Source organism: Metamycoplasma canadense, assembly GCF_000828855.1.
Classification (GTDB): domain Bacteria; phylum Bacillota_I; class Bacilli_A; order Mycoplasmatales; family Metamycoplasmataceae; genus Metamycoplasma; species Metamycoplasma canadense.
Genome location: NZ_AP014631.1, coordinates 431,739 through 453,079 on the forward strand (window position 1 = coordinate 431,739; position 21,341 = coordinate 453,079).

Here is a 21,341-nt window from a genome sequence, read left to right on the forward strand (position 1 = left end):
AAATTCTCCTAACCAACAGATACATCTTCATAAATGTATTGGTAATGTTCGGGTTTTGATTTTTCACGACCAAATATTCTAATTGTTTGTAAAATACCAAATTGACCTGTAATCATTATTGTAATTAGGCTTAATTTTCCAGCAATATGTAAATTATTTATACCTGATGATAGACCAGTTGATAAACCAGTATTACCAAAAGCAGAACAAGCTTCAAATAATACAAAAATCATTGGTAAATGAGTATTATCTATAGATTTAGTTTCTTTAGGTAATGTTGAGTAACTTATTATTGTTACTGCGAAAACTAAAACAATAGCAAGAGCAAAAACGTTAACTGCTTTTATCAAAGTTTCTTTACCAATTTGTCTTTTAAAAGCATTAATTTTTTTTCTCCCAGTTAGCATTGTAACTAAACTTAAGAAAATAACCGCTACTGTAGTATTTCTAATACCCCCAGCAGTTGAAACTGGTGAGAAACCAATAAACATTAAAATACTATGTAATAAAATTGTTGAATGGGTAAAATTAATGTAATCTACTGTTGAAAATCCAGCTGATCTTGTTGAACTTACTTGAAAATAAATTGCAAATAATTTATCACCAACGTTCCCATATGCTTCTTGATATCAAAAGGTATCCTTTGATTTTGATGAGTATTCTAAAATTGCTGTTAAAGCAAAGCCTAAAACTGTTGTACTTAAATAAGTTATTATTGTAAATTTTGTAAATAATTGAAATCTATGTCTTGGTTTATCTTTTTTAAGACTTTCAATTTTCTTTCAAATGTCATATATAACAGGAAAACCAATTCCACCAATTAAAAAAGTAATAATTGTTACTAATTGAAAAGTATAATCATTATAAAAAGGCTGTAAACTTTTGTTTCCAAATAAGTCAAAACCAGCATTATTAATTGAACTTATAGCATGAAAAATTCCTAGTTTTAGTGATTGAAAAAAGTTATTATAAGGAATTTCATTTGCTTTCATAACAACTTTGTTATTAAATATTAATGGGTTAGTTTTTTTTGCCAGTTCTTCTGTTATAAAGTTATTATTTGGTTTTAAATATAAAATCATTGTAAAAATGAATGATGCAATTATTGTTGAAATTATTAAAAACGAAATTGCTATTTTAATCATTTTTCTTGTTTCACTAACTGTAATAGCTCCTCTTTCTGTTTGTGAAACAGTGTTACTAAAAATATTTGATTTTAATCCTAAGATTGATTGAAAAATATAAATTTTAAAAGTAAATATCCCTATCCCACCGACGACCATGCTAATAGCTATTAAAAATTGTCCAAATGAATTAAAAGTATTCAAAATAACTACTGGCGTTAAGCCCGTATCACTAAATGCAGACGAAGAAACAAATAATGCATCAATATACTTAATTGGTTCCTTTAAATCAGATTTGTGAGAAACATTTCAAAAAAGTAACAATGATATTAAGATTGTAAATAAAATGTAAATTATAAAAATATATCTTACCGCACCTAATTTACGTAAAAATCTTAAAACTATGTTTGTTTTCTTAGGATTAAGTTTCTTATTTTTCATGTGGTAAATTATAACTTAAAAACACAAAAATATTATATTTATAATATTACTAGTAAAAATTCAAAAAAACATAAAAAAGATATTTTTTAAAAAAAGACCTAAATTTTAAAAGAAATCATAAAAAAATGTTAGTAAAAATAAAAAGTTAGAAAAATTTTATTTTTTAAACAGCATTTTTAGTTATTTTATATATAGTAATTTATTGTCAAAAACTATTTTAAATTAATAATATGGTAAGATTTATTATTATTTAATTTATATAATTTTGGAGATAAAATTATGAAACTTTTTAAAAAAGCAAGAGAAATTTGTATTATTGGAATAGGTCGTTTTGGTAAAGCAATTGTACAGAAAATATTGTCAGATAGATCAAATAATATTCGTTTAGTTTTAGTTGATCAAGAAGAAAAACCACTTTTACCTTTTAAAGATGAAGTTGATAATATTTATATTGCCGATTGTTCAGATAAAAAAACATTAGAATCACTTAATATTATGGAATGTGATGTAGTTATTGTAGCGGCATCAGACAATATCGAAACTGTTGCAGCTTTATCTGAAATTGGTGCTAAAACAATTATAGCTAGGGCATCAAATCCACGTCATGCTCGTGTTTTGAGACAAATAGGTGTAACTTGGATAGTTTCTCCAGAAGAAGAAGCTGGCAAAAAAACTGCTATTTTAGTTTCGGATAATACATTAACTCATTTTTCTGAAGGAATTGTAGAAATACAAGATGGTTTTGTTAGCTCGACAGTATTTATTAAAAATAGTGAAATTATTAATAAAAAAATTAGTGATACTGCATTCAGAAGTAAATATGATGTTTCGGTTTCTTTAATTCAAAGGGATAAAAAATTCTTTTTACCAAGTGGAGATTTTCAAATTTTAGAAAATGATTTAATAACTTTTATAGGAAAATTAGAAGATATTATTAAAGTAACTGAATTTTGTACAAAAACAAAATAATATAAAAATATAGGAGTTTTTATGGAATTTATAAGTAAAGAAATGCTAAAAAAAATGGAAGAAAAATATGAAAATGACTTAACTAATAAAATAATTGAGTCTTCTATTTTTAAAAATGGTTTAAGAAAAAGTTCATTAAATAACGAAGTTGTTAAAAAGCATAATTTTGTTTTTTCTAATGAAACAAAAAATGGTAATATTACAAATCAAAAAGCTAGTGGAAGATGTTGAATTTTTGCCGGAATTAATTCTATTAGAACAAAATTAATGGATGATTTAAATATTGAATCACTAGAACTTTCACAAAACTATATTCACTTTTTTGATAAGCTAGAAAAAGCAAATTTCTACTTAGATTGAATTGAAAATAATGGTTTAGAACTTGATAATGAAGATAGACTATTTAGACGTTTTAACGCAAGTCCGATTTCAGATGGTGGTTATTGAGAATTTTTTGTTAATTTAGTTAAAAAATATGGAGTCGTAACAAAAAACGCAATGAATGAATCATTTAGTTCTGAAGCTACAAATGATATGGTTACACAAATTAATTGAAGATTAAAAGCTTATACTTTAAAAATGAAAAAAGTATATTCTGAAACAAAAAATATAAACAATGTAAAAAAATTAAGAGTTCAGGCTTTGGAAGATGTTTATAACATTTTAGTTAAATCATTAGGAAAACCACCTAAAACATTCAAATTTGAATATATGGATAAAGATAAAAAATATATATCACTTGACGAGATGTCTCCAATTCAATTTTATGAAAAATATATTGGTGATTTTTTAGATAATAAAATTGATTTAATTTCAGATCCTAGAAATAAATTTCCGTTAAATTCAATAATTCAAGCTCCGTTAAGTAACAATATGGTTGGTGGGCAACCTTTTACAATGGTTAATGTAGATATTGAATTAATGAAGAGAGTTATGATAAATCAAATTAAGGCTGGGGAACCTGTTTGATTTGCATGTGATGTGTCATCGTTTTCAAATAAGGAAGGGATTTTAGATTCAGAGTTATACAATTATGATTTAACTTTAACAAAAACACCCGAATTTTCAAAAGCGGAAAAATTTGAATCAAGGGCATCAGTTATAGCACATGCAATGAATATGGTTGGGGTTAATTTAGATAAAGACGGAAATCCTTTATATTGGAAAGTTGAAAATAGTTGAGGAACTGATGTTGGGAACAAAGGTTTTTGATCAATGAGCGATCAATGATTTACTGATTATAATTACATGGCAATTATTGATAAAAAATATCTTCCCGAAGAAGTTTTAGAAGCATTTAACAAACCGATTTCAATAATTACTCCATTTGATCCATTGTGTGATGAATAATATATAATGCATAAGATTGTAACTTATGCATTTTTTATTTTTTGTTGTTTATTTATTATTAATTAATTTATAATTAATAATTATTTACTAGGAAGTTTTTATGATTTCAATTGATTTAACAAAAATTAAAAGATTTAAAAAAATAAAAAAAGAAGTTTTAAATAGATTTTTACATCCAAATGAAATCGAAGAATATATTAAAATCGAAAAAGAAAAAAAAGCAACTTTTTTAGCCACAAGATGAGCTTTAAAAGAATGTATTTTTAAAATTGATAATAACTTATATGAGTTTAAAAAAATACATATAAAAAAAACTAACCAAGGTAGATATATTTTTGAAGATTTTCAGCTCTCAACAACTAATGAAGATGGTTATGTTGTAGCTGTAGCATTTAAAAAATAAAAGGAGTTAAATATGAAATTAAGAACAAGAAAGTTTTTTAGACTTATTCCATTAATTCATAACATATCAACATTAAAAGCTAAAGCAAGAAGAAATAAAAATATGCCTGAATATTACAAACCACAAGAAAAACATTTTTTTGTTCAAAAATATGGATCAAACATATTAAGACATTTAAATATTGAAGTAAAAGTTGAAGGATTTGAAAATATTCCAAGTGGACCTTGTTTTTTAACACCTAACCATTCAACTTATTTAGATCCATTAATCATTGTTTCGGCATTATGAAATCACGGAGATGGTCAAAGAAAATCTAGATCAGCTAATTTTATCGCAAGACAAGAGATTAAACAAAAGAAATTTATTGAAAAAATTGCTTCATTGATTGATACATTTTTTATTGATACAAAAAAACCAAGAGAGGCATTAGCAATATTGAAGGATTTTGGTCAACATGTTAAAAAGAATCAAACATGTGGAGTTATTTTTCCGGAAGGTAATAGAACACCAGATGGAAAAATTCATACATTTAATACAGGAGTATTTTTAACTGCACAATCAACATACATTCCAGTTGTTCCGGTTACAATTAATAATGCATGTAATTGCTTAGATAACAACAGATCTAAAAAATTAGTTGTAACTGTTAAATTTCACCCAGCTATTAAACCTCAACAATTTCAAACTTTAGACAAAAAGGATTTTGCAAATTGAGTACAAGAAATTGTTTCAAAAGATTATGTTGAGCAAATAATTACTTCAAAAGAAACAGTTAATAACACATATTCAAAAAGAAAATAGGTTTCTAAAATGAATGAAGAAATTAATAAGCAAATAATAGATGATGTTTCATTTGATGAAATTAGTGATAAAACATCTGAACTTCAAAGTGATAAGCATATTTTTAGATTATCAAATTATGACGGACCACTAGATTTACTAGTTACTTTAATTAAAGATAAAAACATTAGTATTTTTGAAATTGATTTATTTGAATTAGCAACTCAATATTTAGAAATTATTAAGAACATTAAGGAATATGAAATTGATATAGCATCTGAATATTTAGTAATGGCAGCCACACTTTTACAGTTAAAAGCCAGAATGCTTCTTCAAGATCCTGAAGCTGAGGAAGAAATTAAACAAGAAAAGAAACGACTTTTAGAACAAATAGCAGAATACGAAAAATTTAAAGAAATATCATTGCTTTTGAAAGAACAAGAAGAAAAAAGACAATTTTTGTATTCAAAAGAACCTGAAGAAACAGAGGAATTTGTAAAAGAAATTGATTCGTCAGTATTAGATGGTCACTCTAACAGCTCTAAACTTGTTATTACTTTGAGAAAAATGTTTGAAAGAACATATTCTGAATTAATTAGAAATATTACTATTTCCACAGTTGCGGTAAGCCCTGAAGAACAAAAGAAAAGAATTATTGAATTATTTAGAAATAAAAATGAACTTTCATTTAAAGAAATTTTTAATGTTCCATCAGTTGGACATTTTGTTATAACTTTGTTAGCTGTTTTAGATTTAGCTAGACAACAGATTGTTATATTAGAACAAAAAGAAGATGAAGGGATAATTACATTTAAAAAAGGATTGGAATATGAAGAATAAAATTATTGAAGCATTGCTTTTTATTCAAGGTAGTGAAGGAATAAGTTCAGAGCAAATCAAGGATGTTTTTAAATTAAATACAATTCAAGAAGGTAGAAAATTATTAAAAGATTTTATGTCATATTTTAATAATTTAGATCGTGGAATTAAGGTTTACGAATTTAACGATGTTTATAAATTTCTAACTGTTGAACTTGCTAAAGATTATATTTCAGAGTTAGTAACAATTGCTAGAAAACAAAGATTATCAAATGCTGCTATTGAAGTTGCAGGTATTGTTGCATATAAACAACCTGTTACGCGTTCTATTATTTCAAACATAAGAGGAGTTGTAAGTGATGGTATTGTTGCAAGTTTATTAGAAAAAGGAATTATTGAAGAAGTTGGAGTAGCGCAAACTCCTGGGAATCCAATTTTATATGGAATAACGAATAAATTTTACGATTATTTCAAAATAAAAACTTTAGCAGAATTACCACCATTTCCTGAATTTAGTCGTTATAGCGATGTTGATGAGGATATGATTGAAAAAGATTTTAACTTGTTTGATTCACAAAGAAGTGATACAAATAATGATGGTGTATTTTTAGAACAAGAGGATTTCAATGAATAAATTTAAAGCAAAAAAAGATGATGTAGGAAGAATTCTTTTTAAATATTTATTAAAAGTTTGTGATAATGTTCCAAAGTCAAGAATCGAAAGAATTTTCAGAGAAAAAGATATTAAAGTAAACGGTATAAGAACCAATGATAAACAATATAAATTACAATTAGGTGATGAGATTTTAGTATATGGAATTTCAGAAATAGCTAAACCGGAAAAAAGAAATAATGCAAATATTAACTTTAAAGTAATTTATGAAGATAAGAATTTATTAATTATTGATAAGGCAACTAATGTTGCAATGCATTCAGAAGAAAATTGCTTAGATGATCAGGTTTATAAATATTTAAACTTTAAAAAAACTTCCTCTTTTAAACCTGCCTCGATAGGAAGAATTGATAAAAAAACTAGTGGTTTAGTTGTTTATGCTAAAAATTATAGAACTTTAGTTGTATTTGATGAATATCAAAAAAATTTTGAAAAAATTTATCAATTTGTATCTGAATTTAACGAGGAAAAACTTGATATAACGGTAAGACTTGAAAAAGATATTAAAAATGAAAAAATGAGAGTAAATCCTGATTTTGGAGTTAAGGCTAGAACAATTTTTTATAAAGAAGGAAATAGAAGCTTTGCACAGATAATAACAGGAAAAAAACATCAAATAAGAGCAACACTCGAATATTTAAAAACTCCGATTTTAGGTGATACTAAATATAATGGAAAAAGAGCAAAAAGACTTTATTTACATTCATATTCTGTTAAGTTTTTATCTTTACCTGAAGAATTCGAAGAATATAATAATCAAATTTTTATCTCACAACCAAGATGATAGTTTTATTTTTAAGGACATAAAATGACGATCGAAAAATTAAAAGAATTAGCAAATAATTTATTATTAGAACCAAGCAAGGAAGTTTTTGAATTATCATCAAATTTATTATCATTAATTGATACTCAGCTTAAAGAATTAGATGAAATTAATTTGGATAATGTAAAACCAATTTCACATATCAATGAAAATAAGATATCTTTTTTTGATTTAAGAGATGATGAAATCAATGATGAAACAAAAATAACAAAAGAAAATATTTTAGAAAATGCTTATCAATCAGATGATAATTTAGTAATTATGAAAAGAGTTGTAAATGGAGAATAAAAAAGATATTTCTTTAATAATTGACAAATTATTGAATAACAAAAATAATGCAGTTTCCTATGTTTTTAAAGATGCTAAACTTAATAAAAATGGAATATTAGCAAATAAGGTTTTTACAGTTAAAGATAATTATGCGGATGTTAATGTTCCTTGTACTGGTTCGAGTTTATTTTTATCTAACTTTAAACCGCAATATAAAGCAACTGTAATTAAATTATTAGAAGAAAATGGTGCTTGTTGTGTTGCAAGAACTAATTTAGATGAGTTTGGTTTGGGTGGTTCAGGGGAATATTCAGCGCATGGCTTAATTAAAAATCCACTTAATTTAAATCATTTGGTTGGAGGTTCATCTTCAGGGGCGGCTGCAACATTTGACGAAGATATTGATTTTGCAATTGGTTCAGATACTGGAGATTCAGTACGTAAACCAGCCTCAAATATTGGAAAAATAGGTTTTAAACCATCATATGGTGCAATAAGTAGATATGGATTATTTGCTTTTGCTTCATCACTTGATACAGTTGCTTACTTTACACATAACGTTAAAGATTTAATTGAGATATCGTCAATTTTATATAAGCAGGATTTTTCAAAAGATATGACATCTTTAAATTTAAGCTTTAATGCTGAAGATATTTTAGAAGTTAAACCAAAAAAAGTTGCATATTTAAATTGTTTTGATAAGTTGAATCCTTCAATAGCAAATGCTTATAAAAAATTTTTAAATAAACTAGAAAATGCAGGAATAGAATTAATTGAAATTTTTGAAGATATTAAGATCTTAAATTCTATTGATGTTATTTATAAAGTTATAGCATTTTCAGAAGCGTCTTCTAATTTAGCCAACTTAACAGGAGTTTCTTTTGGACAAAGAGAAGAAGGAAAAAACTGAGTTGAAACTTTTCAAAAAACGCGTTCTAAATATTTGGGCAAAATGGTACAATCACGTTTAATTCTTGGATCATATTTTTTAGAGGCTTCAAATCAAATTAAATATTTTGTTAAAGCTAAAAAAATGCGTCGAGTGTTAATTGAATATTTTGAAAAAATTCATAATATGGCTGATGTTTTTATTTTTCCAGCTTCAAATGATGTAGCTCCAGAAATAAATAAAAAGCCAGAATATGTTTCATATTTAGATTATATTCTGACATATGCAAACTTAGTTGGTAATCCATCATTATCAATTAAATTAGGTTTTGATTCTAAAACAAATTTACCTTTTAATATTGCAATTGATTGTAAAAGAAATCAAGACACAAAATTATTTTCGCATGCACTTTATTTAGAAAAAAAATTAGGAGAATTAAATGAAAAATAATTGAGAATTAGTTATTGGAATTGAAATTCACTTAGAATTAAATACAAAAACTAAGATGTTTTCTTCATCACCTAATTTGTATACTTCTAATCCTAATATTTATGTTTCTCATATTGATTTAGCATATCCAGGCTCGTTACCTCTTGTAAATAAGCAAGCTATTGTTAAAGGAATAAAATTAGCAAAAGCCTTAAAAATGGAAATTGATCATAATGTTCGTTTTGATCGTAAAAATTATTTTTATCCTGACTTAACAAAAGGTTTTCAAATTACTCAACAATTTAACCCAATTGGAAAAAATGGAAAAATTTTAATTAAGGTTGATAATGAATGAAAAGAAATTAATATTGAAAGAATACATCTTGAAGAAGATACAGCAAAGTCATTGCATGAAAACAGCAACACATATTTAAATTACAATCGTTCTGGAATTCCATTAATTGAAATAGTTTCAAATCCAGTAATTCATTCATCAAAAGAAGCAATCGCTTACGTTGAAGCAATTAGACAGACAGCCTTGGCACTAAATATTTCTGATGCAAAAATGAACGAAGGAAGTTTAAGAGTTGATTTAAATATTTCTGTTAGAAAAAAAGGAACTTCAGATTTAAACACTCGTGTTGAAATTAAGAATTTAAATTCAACTTCAAATATTGAAAAAGCAATTGCTTATGAATTTGAGTATCAAGTTAATTGCTATGAAAATAATCTAACATTTGAACAACAAACTAAAAGATTTGACGAATCAAAAAATATTACTATTTCAATGCGTTCAAAATCAGATGCAATTGATTATAAATATTTTCCAGAACCTAATATTCCTTATATAAACCTTGATCCTGAATTTGTAAAAAGTATTTCAATTGAGGAACTTCCTTTTGAAAAAGAAAAAAGGTATATTTCATTGGGTTTAAATAATGTGCAAATTTCACAACTTATTGATAATTTAGAATATGCTAATTTTTTAGATAATTTAAAAACTAATGATTTTAAAAAAACAGCTAACATTTTCTTCTCAGAAATAGTTTCATTTTTAAATTTAAATTCAAAAGTAGTAGAATTAAAAGATCTAAAAATCGATGATATTTCTTTATTAATAAATTGATATTTAGATAATAAAATTAATAAAAATAGTATTAAAGAAATTCTTAATATTTGATTAGTAGATTTTAATTTATCTTTTATTGAAATAGCTAAGAAAAATAATTTTTTTATACAAATAAAAGAAATATCATTATCTGATATAGTAACTGAGATTATTAACGAAAATCCAACATTAGAAAAAGAGTTTATAAATAATTATCAGAGAGCAATTAAATTTTTAACCGGGCAGGTTATGAAAAAAACTTCAGGAAAGGCAGATATTCAAAAATTAAATCAATTAATTAAGGAATTATATGAAGAAAAAAAATAAGAATTTTTTAAAAACTGGTTGAGATGACGATAATTTAGAAAAAAAACCAATATTAAATAATTCTTTAGTCTCGAAACAAATTGTTAAAAACAAACAAAAACAAAATATTCTTGAAAAAATGATAAAAACTATTATTTATGGTATTTTATTTATAGCAATTCCTAATTATTTAAGAAGTTCTAAAATAAAAGGTAAAGAAATTGTTAAATCTGCGTACGCCAAAATTAATTCTAATGAATTTGCATTCGTACCATCTGGTTACGCCATGTATATGTTTTTATCATTTATTCCAACACTTGGTCTTATTATTGGAATAATCGGGGCAATAAACCCTGAATTTGAAATAATTATAAAAGTTACAATATTAGGTCAATTAATTCCTGGTATTGAAAAAGTTATTCCTGCGTTTTTACATATTTGAAATAGTCCTGGAGGTGCTGTAGCTTTTATTCTTTTAACAATTTCTATTTTGTGGATAGGATCGAAAGGATATAGTAAATTTATTTTTTCATTTGATGCTTTATACGAACATAAAAATCAAATTCCACTTTGAAAAATAAGAATTAAAGGTTTTTTAACATCAATTGTAATAACCGGAATATTAATTGTATTTTTATTAATAATTTCTTCATTTTTAACTTTTATCTTAAAAAATGTTTTTAATATAGCAATTACTGAGGCGATAACGTTAAAGAGTTTGCCTTGAGAGTTCCAACTTATTTTTTGACTACCAACAATATTATTTTTACCTATTATTACTTATTTAAGTTTTTTATTCTTTTTTAAGTTTGCTCCGAATTTTAAAATTAAATTTTCACATGTTAGCCCAGGGGCTTTAGTTGTTGCTATCCCCACATCTCTTTATATATTAATTTTTGGTTCATTAACATCGTTAATTAATTATGATAAATTTGGTGTCGTAGCATCATTTATGTATATTATTTTGCTTTTAAGTGTGACATCATATTTCATATATACAGGTGTAATAGTAAATTCAAGTTTTTACAAAATTTTTATTAATTTACCAATTTTAGAAAAAAGTAAATGATTTATTCGAAGATAAGTAGAAATCAAAGTTCTATTATTAAAATATATATTTTAAATAATAATATAATTATTTTTAAGTATAAAAATAAATTAAAGGAAACAATATGAATTCAAAATTACCTGGTGGTTTAACTCATTATTTACATTGATTAAGATCACAAACAAATATTTCTTTTAAAAAATGAAACCCCAAAAGAATTGCTTTTGTGGGTGTTTTGATTGCTATTTCCGTTGTTTTCTTTTTAATATCTGTTAGAATTTTGCCTATAAGCGCACTTCCAACATTTAAATTTAGTTTCATTGGATTGCCTATTAAAATAACTGGTTTTATCTTTGGACCGATTGTTGGAATAATAACGGGAATTTTAGCTGATTTTATTTCATTTGCACTAGTACCGACATATTATAATTTTCTTTATACAATTGCTGTTTCAATAGCCGGTTTTGTTCCTGGATTAGCTGCATATTACTTTTTTAATATTAATGGTTTATTTTTCTCAAGAAATTATCGTATTTTTAAATATAAACAAATTGTTGAGTTTTTTAAAATTCAATTTTCTGAAGCATTAGCAAAAGGAAATTCTGAAGATTTACAATATTTTTCAGAAAAAATAGCGTTTTATGAAGTAAAAATAATTTTGCTTGAAACAAAGAAAAAACCTACAGCAATGATTAATTTTTCTTTTATTTCAACAATTGTTTTTTTAGCCTTGCAGGTTTTAATTATTATGGCAATATTTTATAAATTGGATAACTCAATTTTTGAGCATAATAGATTTATTAAAAATAAAAATTTTTATATGTTATTAACAACATCTGGATTTATGGGAATGATTATTTTTGTTGTTATTTATCGTTTATTTTTGAAAAAAAATTATCAAACTTTTATCGAGGTAATGGCAATAATAACATTTTGTGCAATTTTAGAATTAGTAAATACTGTTTTATTAGCATGAGCTGATACTGCAACATTAAAAACAGATTTCTGAGTTAATTTTACTGGACAAACTTTAACAAGCCCAATAAAAATATTCTTTAATTTAGGTATTATTTTAGCAACTTATAAAGTAGTTTCTTCATTAGTAAAATCAAAGGAAGGCGATAGGTTCTAATGAATAAGAAAAAAATTATAGGTCTAAGAATTTTGGAATTAGAAAAAAGAGTTAAATTTAAAAAAAATAAATCATCCTTTTTTAAAACATTAATACATAATTTAAATTTAAATCTTTCAAAAAATAGTATTTTAGGTATTTTTGGAAATAATTTAGAAACACAAGATACTATTTTTAATTTATTAGTTGATAAGGATAAAAAAAATACTAAATTTAAGGGATTTATTGAATTTCAAACAGATGATAATAAATTTCATTTGATTCATAATAATTCAGAATATCAAAAAAATTTATCATATGGTTTTAATGATGATAATTTATTTGATACAAAAACTAAGGAAACTTTATTTTCTTATTTAGAAAATTACATAAAAGAAAGTAAACTTGCTGAAAGTTTAGTTAATGTTTTTAACCAAAGCTGGCTTGATGTTTATCAAGATTCAAAATATCATCTAAGATTAGAATATACAAAAATTAATATTAGCATGCAAAAAGAGATAAAACCTTTTGTTGTAGAGCTAAATAGTATTCTTGATAAAATTGGTTCCGAAGTAATTAAAAAATTAGATTATAATGATCAAATTTTGTTAATGCAAAATATATTTTATTTAATTAAAAAAATAGTAAAGATTATTCAAAGTAAAGAACAAGAATTTTTTATTTATTTAGAAAATATAATTAAAAATTATGAAAATGGCATAACCTTAATGAAATATAAGGAATATAAAGATGCTAAAAATAAATATTTTGAAATTTATAATAAAAGATATTTAATTAATTCAAAATCTAAAACATTCTTTTTAAAAAGACTTTTTTTAAAAAATTTTAAAATTTTTAAAATTAAAAATGATAAAAGAAATGAAATTAAAAAATATTTTTCTAAGCTTAAATATGGTTTTTTTCAGGAAACAAAATTTAATAAATTTTATCTAGGTAAGAATTTAAAACAAGATTCTTTTTTACATTATTATTCAAGATATTATATTAATAAAATTTATTATTCATTTTTTAAAAAATATATTTCAAAAATTCAAAATTTAAGTCACATTACATTTATTGAATTTATTAAAGAAACTTATTCATTAAGAGATAGTGTAATTAGTGAAATAAATTCTATAGGTAGCTTTGAAACTAAAAAAGAATTAAAAAAACGTATTCAATATATTTCTAATAAAATGTTAGAAAATAGCTCAAAAAGATATTTTGAACGTTTTAAATTGCTAAAAAATGAGCAAGACGAAAGTATAACTCAAGAATTTAATTTAAATTTTGATGATCAAAATATTAAACCAGAAAATTATATTAATCTTTCACAAATAAAACAATATGAATATGAATTTATTGAAAAACAAGCAGACTATTATTGAAATATTGAAAACGAAGGCAAAAAAATAAAGCAACAAATTAAAGAGCTATATTCTGAAAATTCAAAAAATATTCTAGAAAAAGATAATATTTTAAAATTCATAAGTAATAAGATTTCTGAACTTTTAAATGAAATAAGCATTTTAAATAGCGAAGAAACTGAAATTGATTTTAAATTATTGATTTCAAAACCAATTTGAAAAATATTTTATAGTTTAAAAGAAATTAATAATCTAGTTGTTAATTTATTTGATCAATTTAATGGATACAAAAAAGTTTTAGAAAATTTTAAAAAGAGTGAGAAAGAAATTATTAAGCTAATTCTTAAATCAACAATTTATAAAATATTAGCTAACTCAAATATTTCATTAGATAAATTATCAATGAATTTATCATATTTAACTCTAGATGAAAAAATAACTTTAGAATTTAATAAAATTTTAATCAACAATCCTAGTTTGATTATTATTGGAACAAAAATTCAAACATTAAAAGAAAATGTTCAAATAGATATTATTAACAAACTTAATTCATTTGTTTTAGATAACGAAGCATTAGCAATTTATTTCTTAAACAATATAAAAATTTTAAAAAATTTAACAACAGAATTATGTATTTTAAATAATTCAAAAGTTATTGAACAAGGTAAGACTACTAAAATTTTAGATAATCCAATAAATCCCTTTGTTAAAAAAATCTTAATTTCTGATTCTGAAAAAATAAGTGATTTCAAACAAGATTTTATTGAAAAAACAGATGACTATGAAAATATTTTTAAATATGAAATTGAACCAGATCATTATATATGGTGCAAATGAAACCAATTAATTGAATGAATAAGTAAAGATAATATTCAAAATCAAAAATTTAGAGATTTACTTTTTTTAAATTCTGAAAATGACTATTTAGAAAAAGACATTATTGATAAAAGGGATTATGATGATAAAACGATTATTGATTTTAGTAATTTAAATGTAAATATAGGAGGAAAAATGGATAAAAATTTTGATCATAAATTAGTTGAAAATGGTCGTAATAAAAAATGAATTGATATGAAGATTTTTTCAACCCATGATTTAAATAAAGAACCTTTTACAGTTATTTTACCACCGCCAAATGTTACTGGTAAATTGCATATCGGTCATGCGCTAGACAATTATATCCCAGACACAATTATTAGATATAAGAAATTAAAAGGATATGATGTTATGTGAGTTCCTGGCAAAGATCATGCTGGCATAGCAACTCAAGCTGTTGTTGAAAAAAAAATAGCATTACAAAATAAAAATAAATATGACCTAGGAAGAGAAGCTTTTGTTAATGAAATTTGAAAATGAAAAGATGAATATTCAAATAATATTGATAAACAGTGGGGTAAATTAGGATTAGCTCTAGATTATACAATGGAACGTTTTACTCTTGATAAAGATGCTAACGAAGCAGTTTTAAAAGTATTTGTTGAAATGTATAAAAAAGGTTTGATATACCGTGATACAAAAGCTATTATTTGAGATACTAAATTAAAAACAGCTCTTTCAAATATTGAAGTTATTCCAACTGAAATTAAGCAAAAAATGTATTATATTAAATATCCAATTAAGGGAATGAATAACGAATTTTTAGTAGTAGCAACAACACGTGTTGAAACTATGTTTTCTGATGTTGCTTTAGCTTTAAATACATTTGATTCTCGCTTAAAGCAATTGAAGAATTTAACAATTATACATCCATTGACAAAAAAAGAAATTCCTATTATTTCATCAAGTAGTATTGATTTAAATTTTGGAACTGGTGTTATGAAAGTTTCAGCACATGCAATTGATGATATTGACATAATTAAGAAAAATAATCTTGAAATTATTGAATGTATTGATGATGAAGGTAAAATGAATTTCTTAGCTGGTAAATATCATAATCTTGATCGTTTCGAAGCAAGAATTAAAATCGCACATGAATTAGAAGAAAATGGTTTTATTGAAAAAATTGAAGATGTTGTATCAAATGTTGGATATAGTGATCGTTCAAAACAACCGATTGAAATTTTAGTTAAGCCTCAGTGATTTGTTAAGATGAAAAATTTATCTGAAAAATTATTAAAAAATCTTGATTCATCTGAAGGGGTTAAATTTATTCCTCAAAGATTTAAAGACAATTTAGTAAAATGAATGGAAAACGTTCATGATTGAACAATTAGTAGACAGATTTGGTGAGGTCATAGAATTCCTGCTTGATATAAAAATAATGAAATCTTAGTTCAAATTGAAAAACCAGGAGAAGATTGAATTCAAGATAGTGACGTTTTAGATACATGATTTTCATCAGCTCTTTCACCTTTTGTTTTTTTAGGTTGACCGCAAAAAGATGAAAAAATAAAAAGATATTATCCAACAAATTTATTAGTAACTGGCTATGATATTATATTTTTTTGAGTTTCGAGAATGTACTTTCAAGGATTAGAATTTATGGAAGAAATTCCATTTAAAGAAGTTTTATTGCATGGTTTAGTACGTGATTCCCAAGGAAGAAAAATGTCAAAATCCCTTGGTAACGGAATAGATCCAATTGCTGTTATAGATCAATACGGATCCGATGTTTTAAGAATGGCTTTAATTTTTAATTGCACTCCTGGTCTTGATATTAATTTTGGAGATGAAAAAATTCAAAGTGCAAGATTATTTATTAATAAGGTTTGAAATATAGCTAGGTTGATAAAAAATATACCTGTTAATATAAATGAAAAACTTAATCAGAGTAAAATTGATAATTTTGATAAATGAATATTATTTGAGTTTAACAAAATGAACAAAAATATTGATGATGCTATGAAAAATTATGAATTTACAGTTATTTATAAACATATTCAAGATTTTATAATTAATAAATTTTCGTCATGATATTTAGAATTTTTAAAATTTAAAAATAATAATTACTTTATTCATTATCTATTTAGGGCAATTTTAATAGCATTACATCCCTATATGCCTTTTCTAACTGATTATTTATTTGAAGAAATTTATAAAGAGGAATTACTTCAAAATGAATCTATTTTTTATAATCTTGATGATGAGATAAACATTAAAGAAACTGATAATTTAATAGAATTAATCACCCTTTTAAGAAAATATCGTGAAGATAAACAAATTTCAAAAGCAGAAACGCTAAATTACTTTGTTGAAAATAATGAATTAGAACCAATAAAACAATTAATTATTTTTAAATTATCTAATTTTACATTAACTCAAAATAATGATCTTTCATTCCAAACATCATTCGCTAAGGTATTTATTAAGCAAAGTATTAAAGATAAGGAAAACGAGATCATCATTTTAGAAAAAGAAATTGAAAAAACAAAAAAAGAGATAGAGTTCAATGAGCAATTTATAAAAAATCCTAAATTTATGAAAAATGCAACTAGTGAAAAAATAAAAGAAAAACAAGATAAATTAGCTATGCATAAAAAGAATTTAGCAATTTATTTAACTGAGCTTGAAATTAAAAAATCGAAATAAAATTGGGATTAAGACCCAATTTTATTTTTTAAATTTTAATAAAGCATTTTTAATTGAATAAAGTTGATAATTATCTAATATTTTAATTGTTTCATCATCTACTTTAATATTATTAATATCGAGATTTTCGAGTTCAATATTGTTTAATTCAAAATCAGTTACAAGCCTTGCAATTTTTTGATCTCTAAAAGCATTTTCTTTGTATTCAATAAATTTTTTAGCAATTGTTTCTTTTATATTAATAAGATTATTATAAATATTTTCTAAATTTTTATATTCTGATAATAATTTACAAGCAGTTTTAGGACCTATACCCTTAACTCCAAAAAAGTTATCGCTGCTATCACCCACAATTGCTTTATAATCAATAACTTGATATGGTTCGAAATCATAAATTTCTTTAAAGTTATTTTTGGTTAGTAAAATAATCTCATTTTTATGTTTTTTTATTATACTTGTTTTTTTATCTATCAATTGATTTAAATCTTGATCAGCTGAAAAAATTATTTTTTCTTCATTTTCATGAGTTTTACATATTTTAGCAATTAAATCATCAGCTTCAAATCCAACCTTATCAATATTTTCAATTTTTAAATATGACAATATAGTTCTTGTTAAATTGATTTGTTCATAAAATTCGTCCGGCATTTTTATTCTTCCACTTTTGTATTCATTATACATTTTATGTCGAAATGTCTTTTCTTTTGAATCAAATGCAATAAATATATGAGTTGGTTTATATGACGCAAAAAGATTTAAGATAGTTTTTAAAAATAAATATGTTGTATTAGTTTGTTTTCCTTCATTATTTGTTAAATAAACTTTAGTATTCATTGCAAAAAAAGAACGATAAGCTAAATAAGTTCCATCAATAATTAAAATTTTATTTTTCATCTACTTTATTACCTTTCATTCTTTTAAAAGTATGATATCATCATTTTTTCTTATAAATTTAATTTGAACAATTTTATTTTTTAATTGATTTAATTTTTCATCAATGTTGTAATTAAAATATACAACTTTGTAACTAGAATCTTGAAAATCTATTTTTTGATATTGTTTATTTTTTTTATCATTACCTATTTTAACATTAATACATTGTACTATTATTAAATATTCATTGCCGGGTCTAGTATCTATTAAGCGATTATTTTCAATTTCATAGTTTTTTATTGTTGAATAATTATAAACTTGTCCTAATAAGTTTATTTCATTTTTTTGTATTTCATTTTCATCATCTTTTAGATTGTTTAATGGTTCAAAATTTATTAACATATCCATTATTTCATTTGAATTTTTTAAAATATTTTGTTTAATAAATAATGATGAATCAGATTTAGGGTTTATTTCTTCAAGCATTGTATTTTGACTTAGCTTAAAATCTCTCAAGGCGCCTGATTTTATAAGAATTTCCATTGTTGATTTTCCGAAAGATTTTATTTGTGAAAGATTGAAAAAACAATGTAAAAAATTTTTATATTGTTTTATTTTTTTACGATTTTCACAAATTAGTTTAATAATTTCGGGTCCAATACCTTTAATTATCCCAAAAGGAAGAATTATTTTATTTCCACTAATAATTGAGTTTTCTTCTGAAAGATTAATATTCGGTGAAATTATTTCTATTCCAATACTTTTGGCTTCATTGACAAATTTTGAAATTGTATCTTGTGCACCATTTGCAGAACTTATACAAGAAGCATAAAATTCTAAAGGAAAATTAGCCTTTAAATATGCCATTTTAAAAGTTAGCATTGAATATGCAACCGCATGTGATTTATTAAACCCATAATCTGCAAATTTTTCAATATTGTTAAAAATATCATTAGCAACATTAAATGAATAATTATTTTTTATAGCTAAAGAAATAAAATTATTTTTTATTTGCTGCATTTCAGATGATTGTTTTTTTGAGATTATTTTTCTTAATAAATCAGCTTCTTCAAAACTCATTCCAGCAATTTTTTGAGCAATTTGCATAATTTGTTCTTGATAAACTATTATCCCATATGTATCTTTTAAAATTTCATCATATTCAAAAGAAATTTTTGGCACTTGTTCAAGATTAAATTTTCTATTAGCATAGCTTTTAACATAAGCCATTGGACCAGGACGATTAAGCGAAATAATTGCACTAATATCATTAAATGAGTTAACCTTAATTAATTTTAAGGCTTTAACCATAATAGGGCTTTCAACTTGAAAAATTCCTACCGTATTACCTTTTGATAAAATATCAAATGTTTTTTGATCATAAAAGTTAATTTCTTGTCAATTGATTTTTAAATTATGATTTTTTTGAATATTATTTTCAATTTCTTTAATTGTGGTTAATGTTTTTAAACCAAGAATATCTATTTTTATTAAACCATAATATTCAAGGTATTCCATGCTTATTTGACTTTGTTGAAAGTTTTCGCTGTTTTTAAAAGTAGGAATTAAATTAATTATTGGTTCTTTAGAAATTATTATTCCTGCTGCGTGCGTTCCGGTTTGACGATAAAAACCTGATATTCTTGATGTTTGGTTAATTATTTTATTTTTAAAAGTCGAATCATTTGGATTTAGTTGTTCAAGTTCTTTTGTTAATAAAATATTATTTTTAACTTCAGTTTCTAAATTGATATTATCGCTTGAAATAAGCTTTGATATTTGATTAATTTTAGTTGGTGAAATATTATATGATCTTAAAATATCTCTAATTGCAGATTTCTTGCCAAGTGTTGAAAATGTTACAATATTAGCAACTTTTTGATAACCGTATTTATTTATTAAATAATTTATTATTTCATATCTCCTGTCATCTTGAACGTCAACGTCAATATCTGGCATAGAAATTCTTTTTGGGTTTAAAAATCTTTCAAAAATTAGGCCGTATTTAATCGGATCTATTTCAGTTATGCCTAAAATATATGATACCAAAGAACCTGCAGACGAACCTCTTCCAGGACCAATAGAAATATTATTTTTTTTAGCCCATTGTATTCAATCTTGAATAATTAAAAAATAGTCTTCAAATTTTAATAATGATATAATTTCAAATTCTTTTTTTAATCTTAATCGATATTCTTTGTTTTTAAATAAATTTTTAATTTCAAAATTATCATTAATTGTTTTTCATAATATTGATCTTAAAAATTCGTTAGAATTTATATTATCTTTGTTTTTTAAAATAGGTAATGAAAAATCATTTTTTAAAATAGGAAAATATAATGATTTAATAAATTCATTTGTTTTTATAATTAATTTTTGTGTAACTAAATTATTACTATCCATTTCAAAAAATAATGAATTACTATATTCAGGATTTTTTTGCTTATTATTAATTTTATAAAGCGTTTCTAAGATAGAAAAATCTTGAAAATCTAATGTATTGAAATTATTAAAAATTAAAATATTTTCATAATTATCAATTAGATTTTTATATTCAAGATTATTTTTATAGTTGTAATCAATTTCATCAATTGATAATCCAATAAAATAGTTTTTTTGTGTAATTACTTTATTAGTATTTTTAAAATAGCTTTGGATAGGATTTTCAATTATTAAAATTTCAGGAAAGTTATTTAATATTTTATTTAAAGTTATTTGATTATTATTTAAAAGTTCATGTGAAATAGTTTTTAAATCATTGAATGAATTCTTGTTTTTTGCAAATAAAACATATTTAAAAGAACTATTATCAACATTTAATGTTACATCAAGACCGAAAATTGGTTTAATATTATATTTTTGACACTTTAAATTAGCTTCAGCTAAACTAAAAAAGTTATTTTTTTCTGTGAAAGAAAGAAATTCAACTTTATTATTTATAGCTTCTTTTATAGCATCATCAACGGTAATCGTACTTTCAAAAAAAGAATAAGTTGTATTTAAATGAATGTTTAATAATTTCATAATTTA

At 23.5% G+C, this 21,341-nt stretch carries 16 protein-coding genes; 13 read left to right on the forward strand and 3 right to left on the reverse strand.

The genetic code is table 4. The features are described 5' to 3' along the window. Window positions 1-8 precede the first annotated feature (8 nt). Window positions 9-1,565: a TrkH family potassium uptake protein gene (locus MCAN360_RS01695; protein WP_045433863.1), complete on the reverse strand. Its 1,557-nt coding sequence runs from the start codon at window positions 1,563-1,565 to the stop codon at window positions 9-11. Window positions 1,566-1,844: 279 nt separating this feature from the next. Between MCAN360_RS01695 and MCAN360_RS01700 the strand changes: the two genes are divergently transcribed. From MCAN360_RS01700 to MCAN360_RS05495, 13 genes are all read left to right on the forward strand, one after another. After that, window positions 1,845-2,534, forward strand: coding sequence for a potassium channel family protein (locus MCAN360_RS01700; RefSeq protein ID WP_045433865.1), 690 nt, complete (start codon window positions 1,845-1,847; stop codon window positions 2,532-2,534). Window positions 2,535-2,555: 21 nt separating this feature from the next. Continuing rightward, window positions 2,556-3,884 (forward strand): C1 family peptidase, encoded by a 1,329-nt coding sequence (locus MCAN360_RS01705; protein WP_045433867.1) that lies wholly within the window; start codon window positions 2,556-2,558, stop codon window positions 3,882-3,884. Window positions 3,885-3,984: 100 nt separating this feature from the next. Next, window positions 3,985-4,287 carry a 4'-phosphopantetheinyl transferase superfamily protein gene (locus MCAN360_RS05480; protein WP_045433870.1) on the forward strand — a complete coding sequence of 101 codons (303 nt, stop codon included), beginning with the start codon at window positions 3,985-3,987 and terminating at the stop codon, window positions 4,285-4,287. A gap of 12 nt (window positions 4,288-4,299) precedes the next feature. After that, a complete protein-coding gene (locus MCAN360_RS01715) occupies window positions 4,300-5,088 on the forward strand; it encodes a lysophospholipid acyltransferase family protein (protein ID WP_045433872.1) in 789 nt (262 codons plus the stop codon). 9 nt (window positions 5,089-5,097) lie between these two features. After that, entirely contained in the window at window positions 5,098-5,907 is an 810-nt protein-coding gene (locus MCAN360_RS01720) for a segregation/condensation protein A (protein ID WP_045433874.1), read from the forward strand. After that, window positions 5,897-6,520, forward strand: coding sequence for an SMC-Scp complex subunit ScpB (gene scpB / locus MCAN360_RS01725; protein ID WP_045433877.1), 624 nt, complete (start codon window positions 5,897-5,899; stop codon window positions 6,518-6,520). The genes MCAN360_RS01720 and scpB overlap by 11 nt, the downstream gene beginning before the upstream one ends. Beyond that, window positions 6,513-7,346 carry a pseudouridine synthase family protein gene (locus tag MCAN360_RS05485; protein ID WP_045433880.1) on the forward strand — a complete coding sequence of 278 codons (834 nt, stop codon included), beginning with the start codon at window positions 6,513-6,515 and terminating at the stop codon, window positions 7,344-7,346. The genes scpB and MCAN360_RS05485 overlap by 8 nt, the downstream gene beginning before the upstream one ends. Window positions 7,347-7,367: 21 nt before the next feature. Further along, window positions 7,368-7,670 carry an Asp-tRNA(Asn)/Glu-tRNA(Gln) amidotransferase subunit GatC gene (locus MCAN360_RS01735; RefSeq protein WP_045433882.1) on the forward strand — a complete coding sequence of 101 codons (303 nt, stop codon included), beginning with the start codon at window positions 7,368-7,370 and terminating at the stop codon, window positions 7,668-7,670. Then, the gene (locus MCAN360_RS01740; RefSeq protein ID WP_045433884.1) at window positions 7,660-8,991 is read left to right on the forward strand and encodes an amidase family protein; all 1,332 of its coding nucleotides are present in this window, start codon (window positions 7,660-7,662) and stop codon (window positions 8,989-8,991) included. The genes MCAN360_RS01735 and MCAN360_RS01740 overlap by 11 nt, the downstream gene beginning before the upstream one ends. Next, window positions 8,981-10,405, forward strand: a complete 1,425-nt coding sequence (gene gatB / locus MCAN360_RS01745) for an Asp-tRNA(Asn)/Glu-tRNA(Gln) amidotransferase subunit GatB (protein ID WP_045433886.1) — start codon at window positions 8,981-8,983, stop codon at window positions 10,403-10,405. Before MCAN360_RS01740 ends, gatB begins: the two co-directional genes overlap by 11 nt. Then, the gene (locus tag MCAN360_RS05490) at window positions 10,389-11,468 is read left to right on the forward strand and encodes a YhjD/YihY/BrkB family envelope integrity protein (RefSeq protein ID WP_045433887.1); all 1,080 of its coding nucleotides are present in this window, start codon (window positions 10,389-10,391) and stop codon (window positions 11,466-11,468) included. The genes gatB and MCAN360_RS05490 overlap by 17 nt, the downstream gene beginning before the upstream one ends. Before the next feature lie 88 nt (window positions 11,469-11,556). Next, window positions 11,557-12,564: an ECF transporter S component gene (locus tag MCAN360_RS01755; protein ID WP_045433890.1), complete on the forward strand. Its 1,008-nt coding sequence runs from the start codon at window positions 11,557-11,559 to the stop codon at window positions 12,562-12,564. Next, window positions 12,564-17,438 carry a valine--tRNA ligase gene (locus MCAN360_RS05495; protein ID WP_245391244.1) on the forward strand — a complete coding sequence of 1,625 codons (4,875 nt, stop codon included), beginning with the start codon at window positions 12,564-12,566 and terminating at the stop codon, window positions 17,436-17,438. The genes MCAN360_RS01755 and MCAN360_RS05495 overlap by 1 nt, the downstream gene beginning before the upstream one ends. Before the next feature lie 21 nt (window positions 17,439-17,459). Here the strand turns inward: MCAN360_RS05495 and MCAN360_RS01765 are convergent, their stop codons facing one another. Then, window positions 17,460-18,332, reverse strand: coding sequence for a 5'-3' exonuclease (locus MCAN360_RS01765; protein WP_045433893.1), 873 nt, complete (start codon window positions 18,330-18,332; stop codon window positions 17,460-17,462). Next, complete coding sequence (gene dnaE, locus MCAN360_RS01770; protein WP_045433895.1) at window positions 18,333-21,335, reverse strand: DNA polymerase III subunit alpha; 3,003 nt, start codon at window positions 21,333-21,335, stop codon at window positions 18,333-18,335. Between the last annotated feature and the right edge of the window lie 6 nt (window positions 21,336-21,341).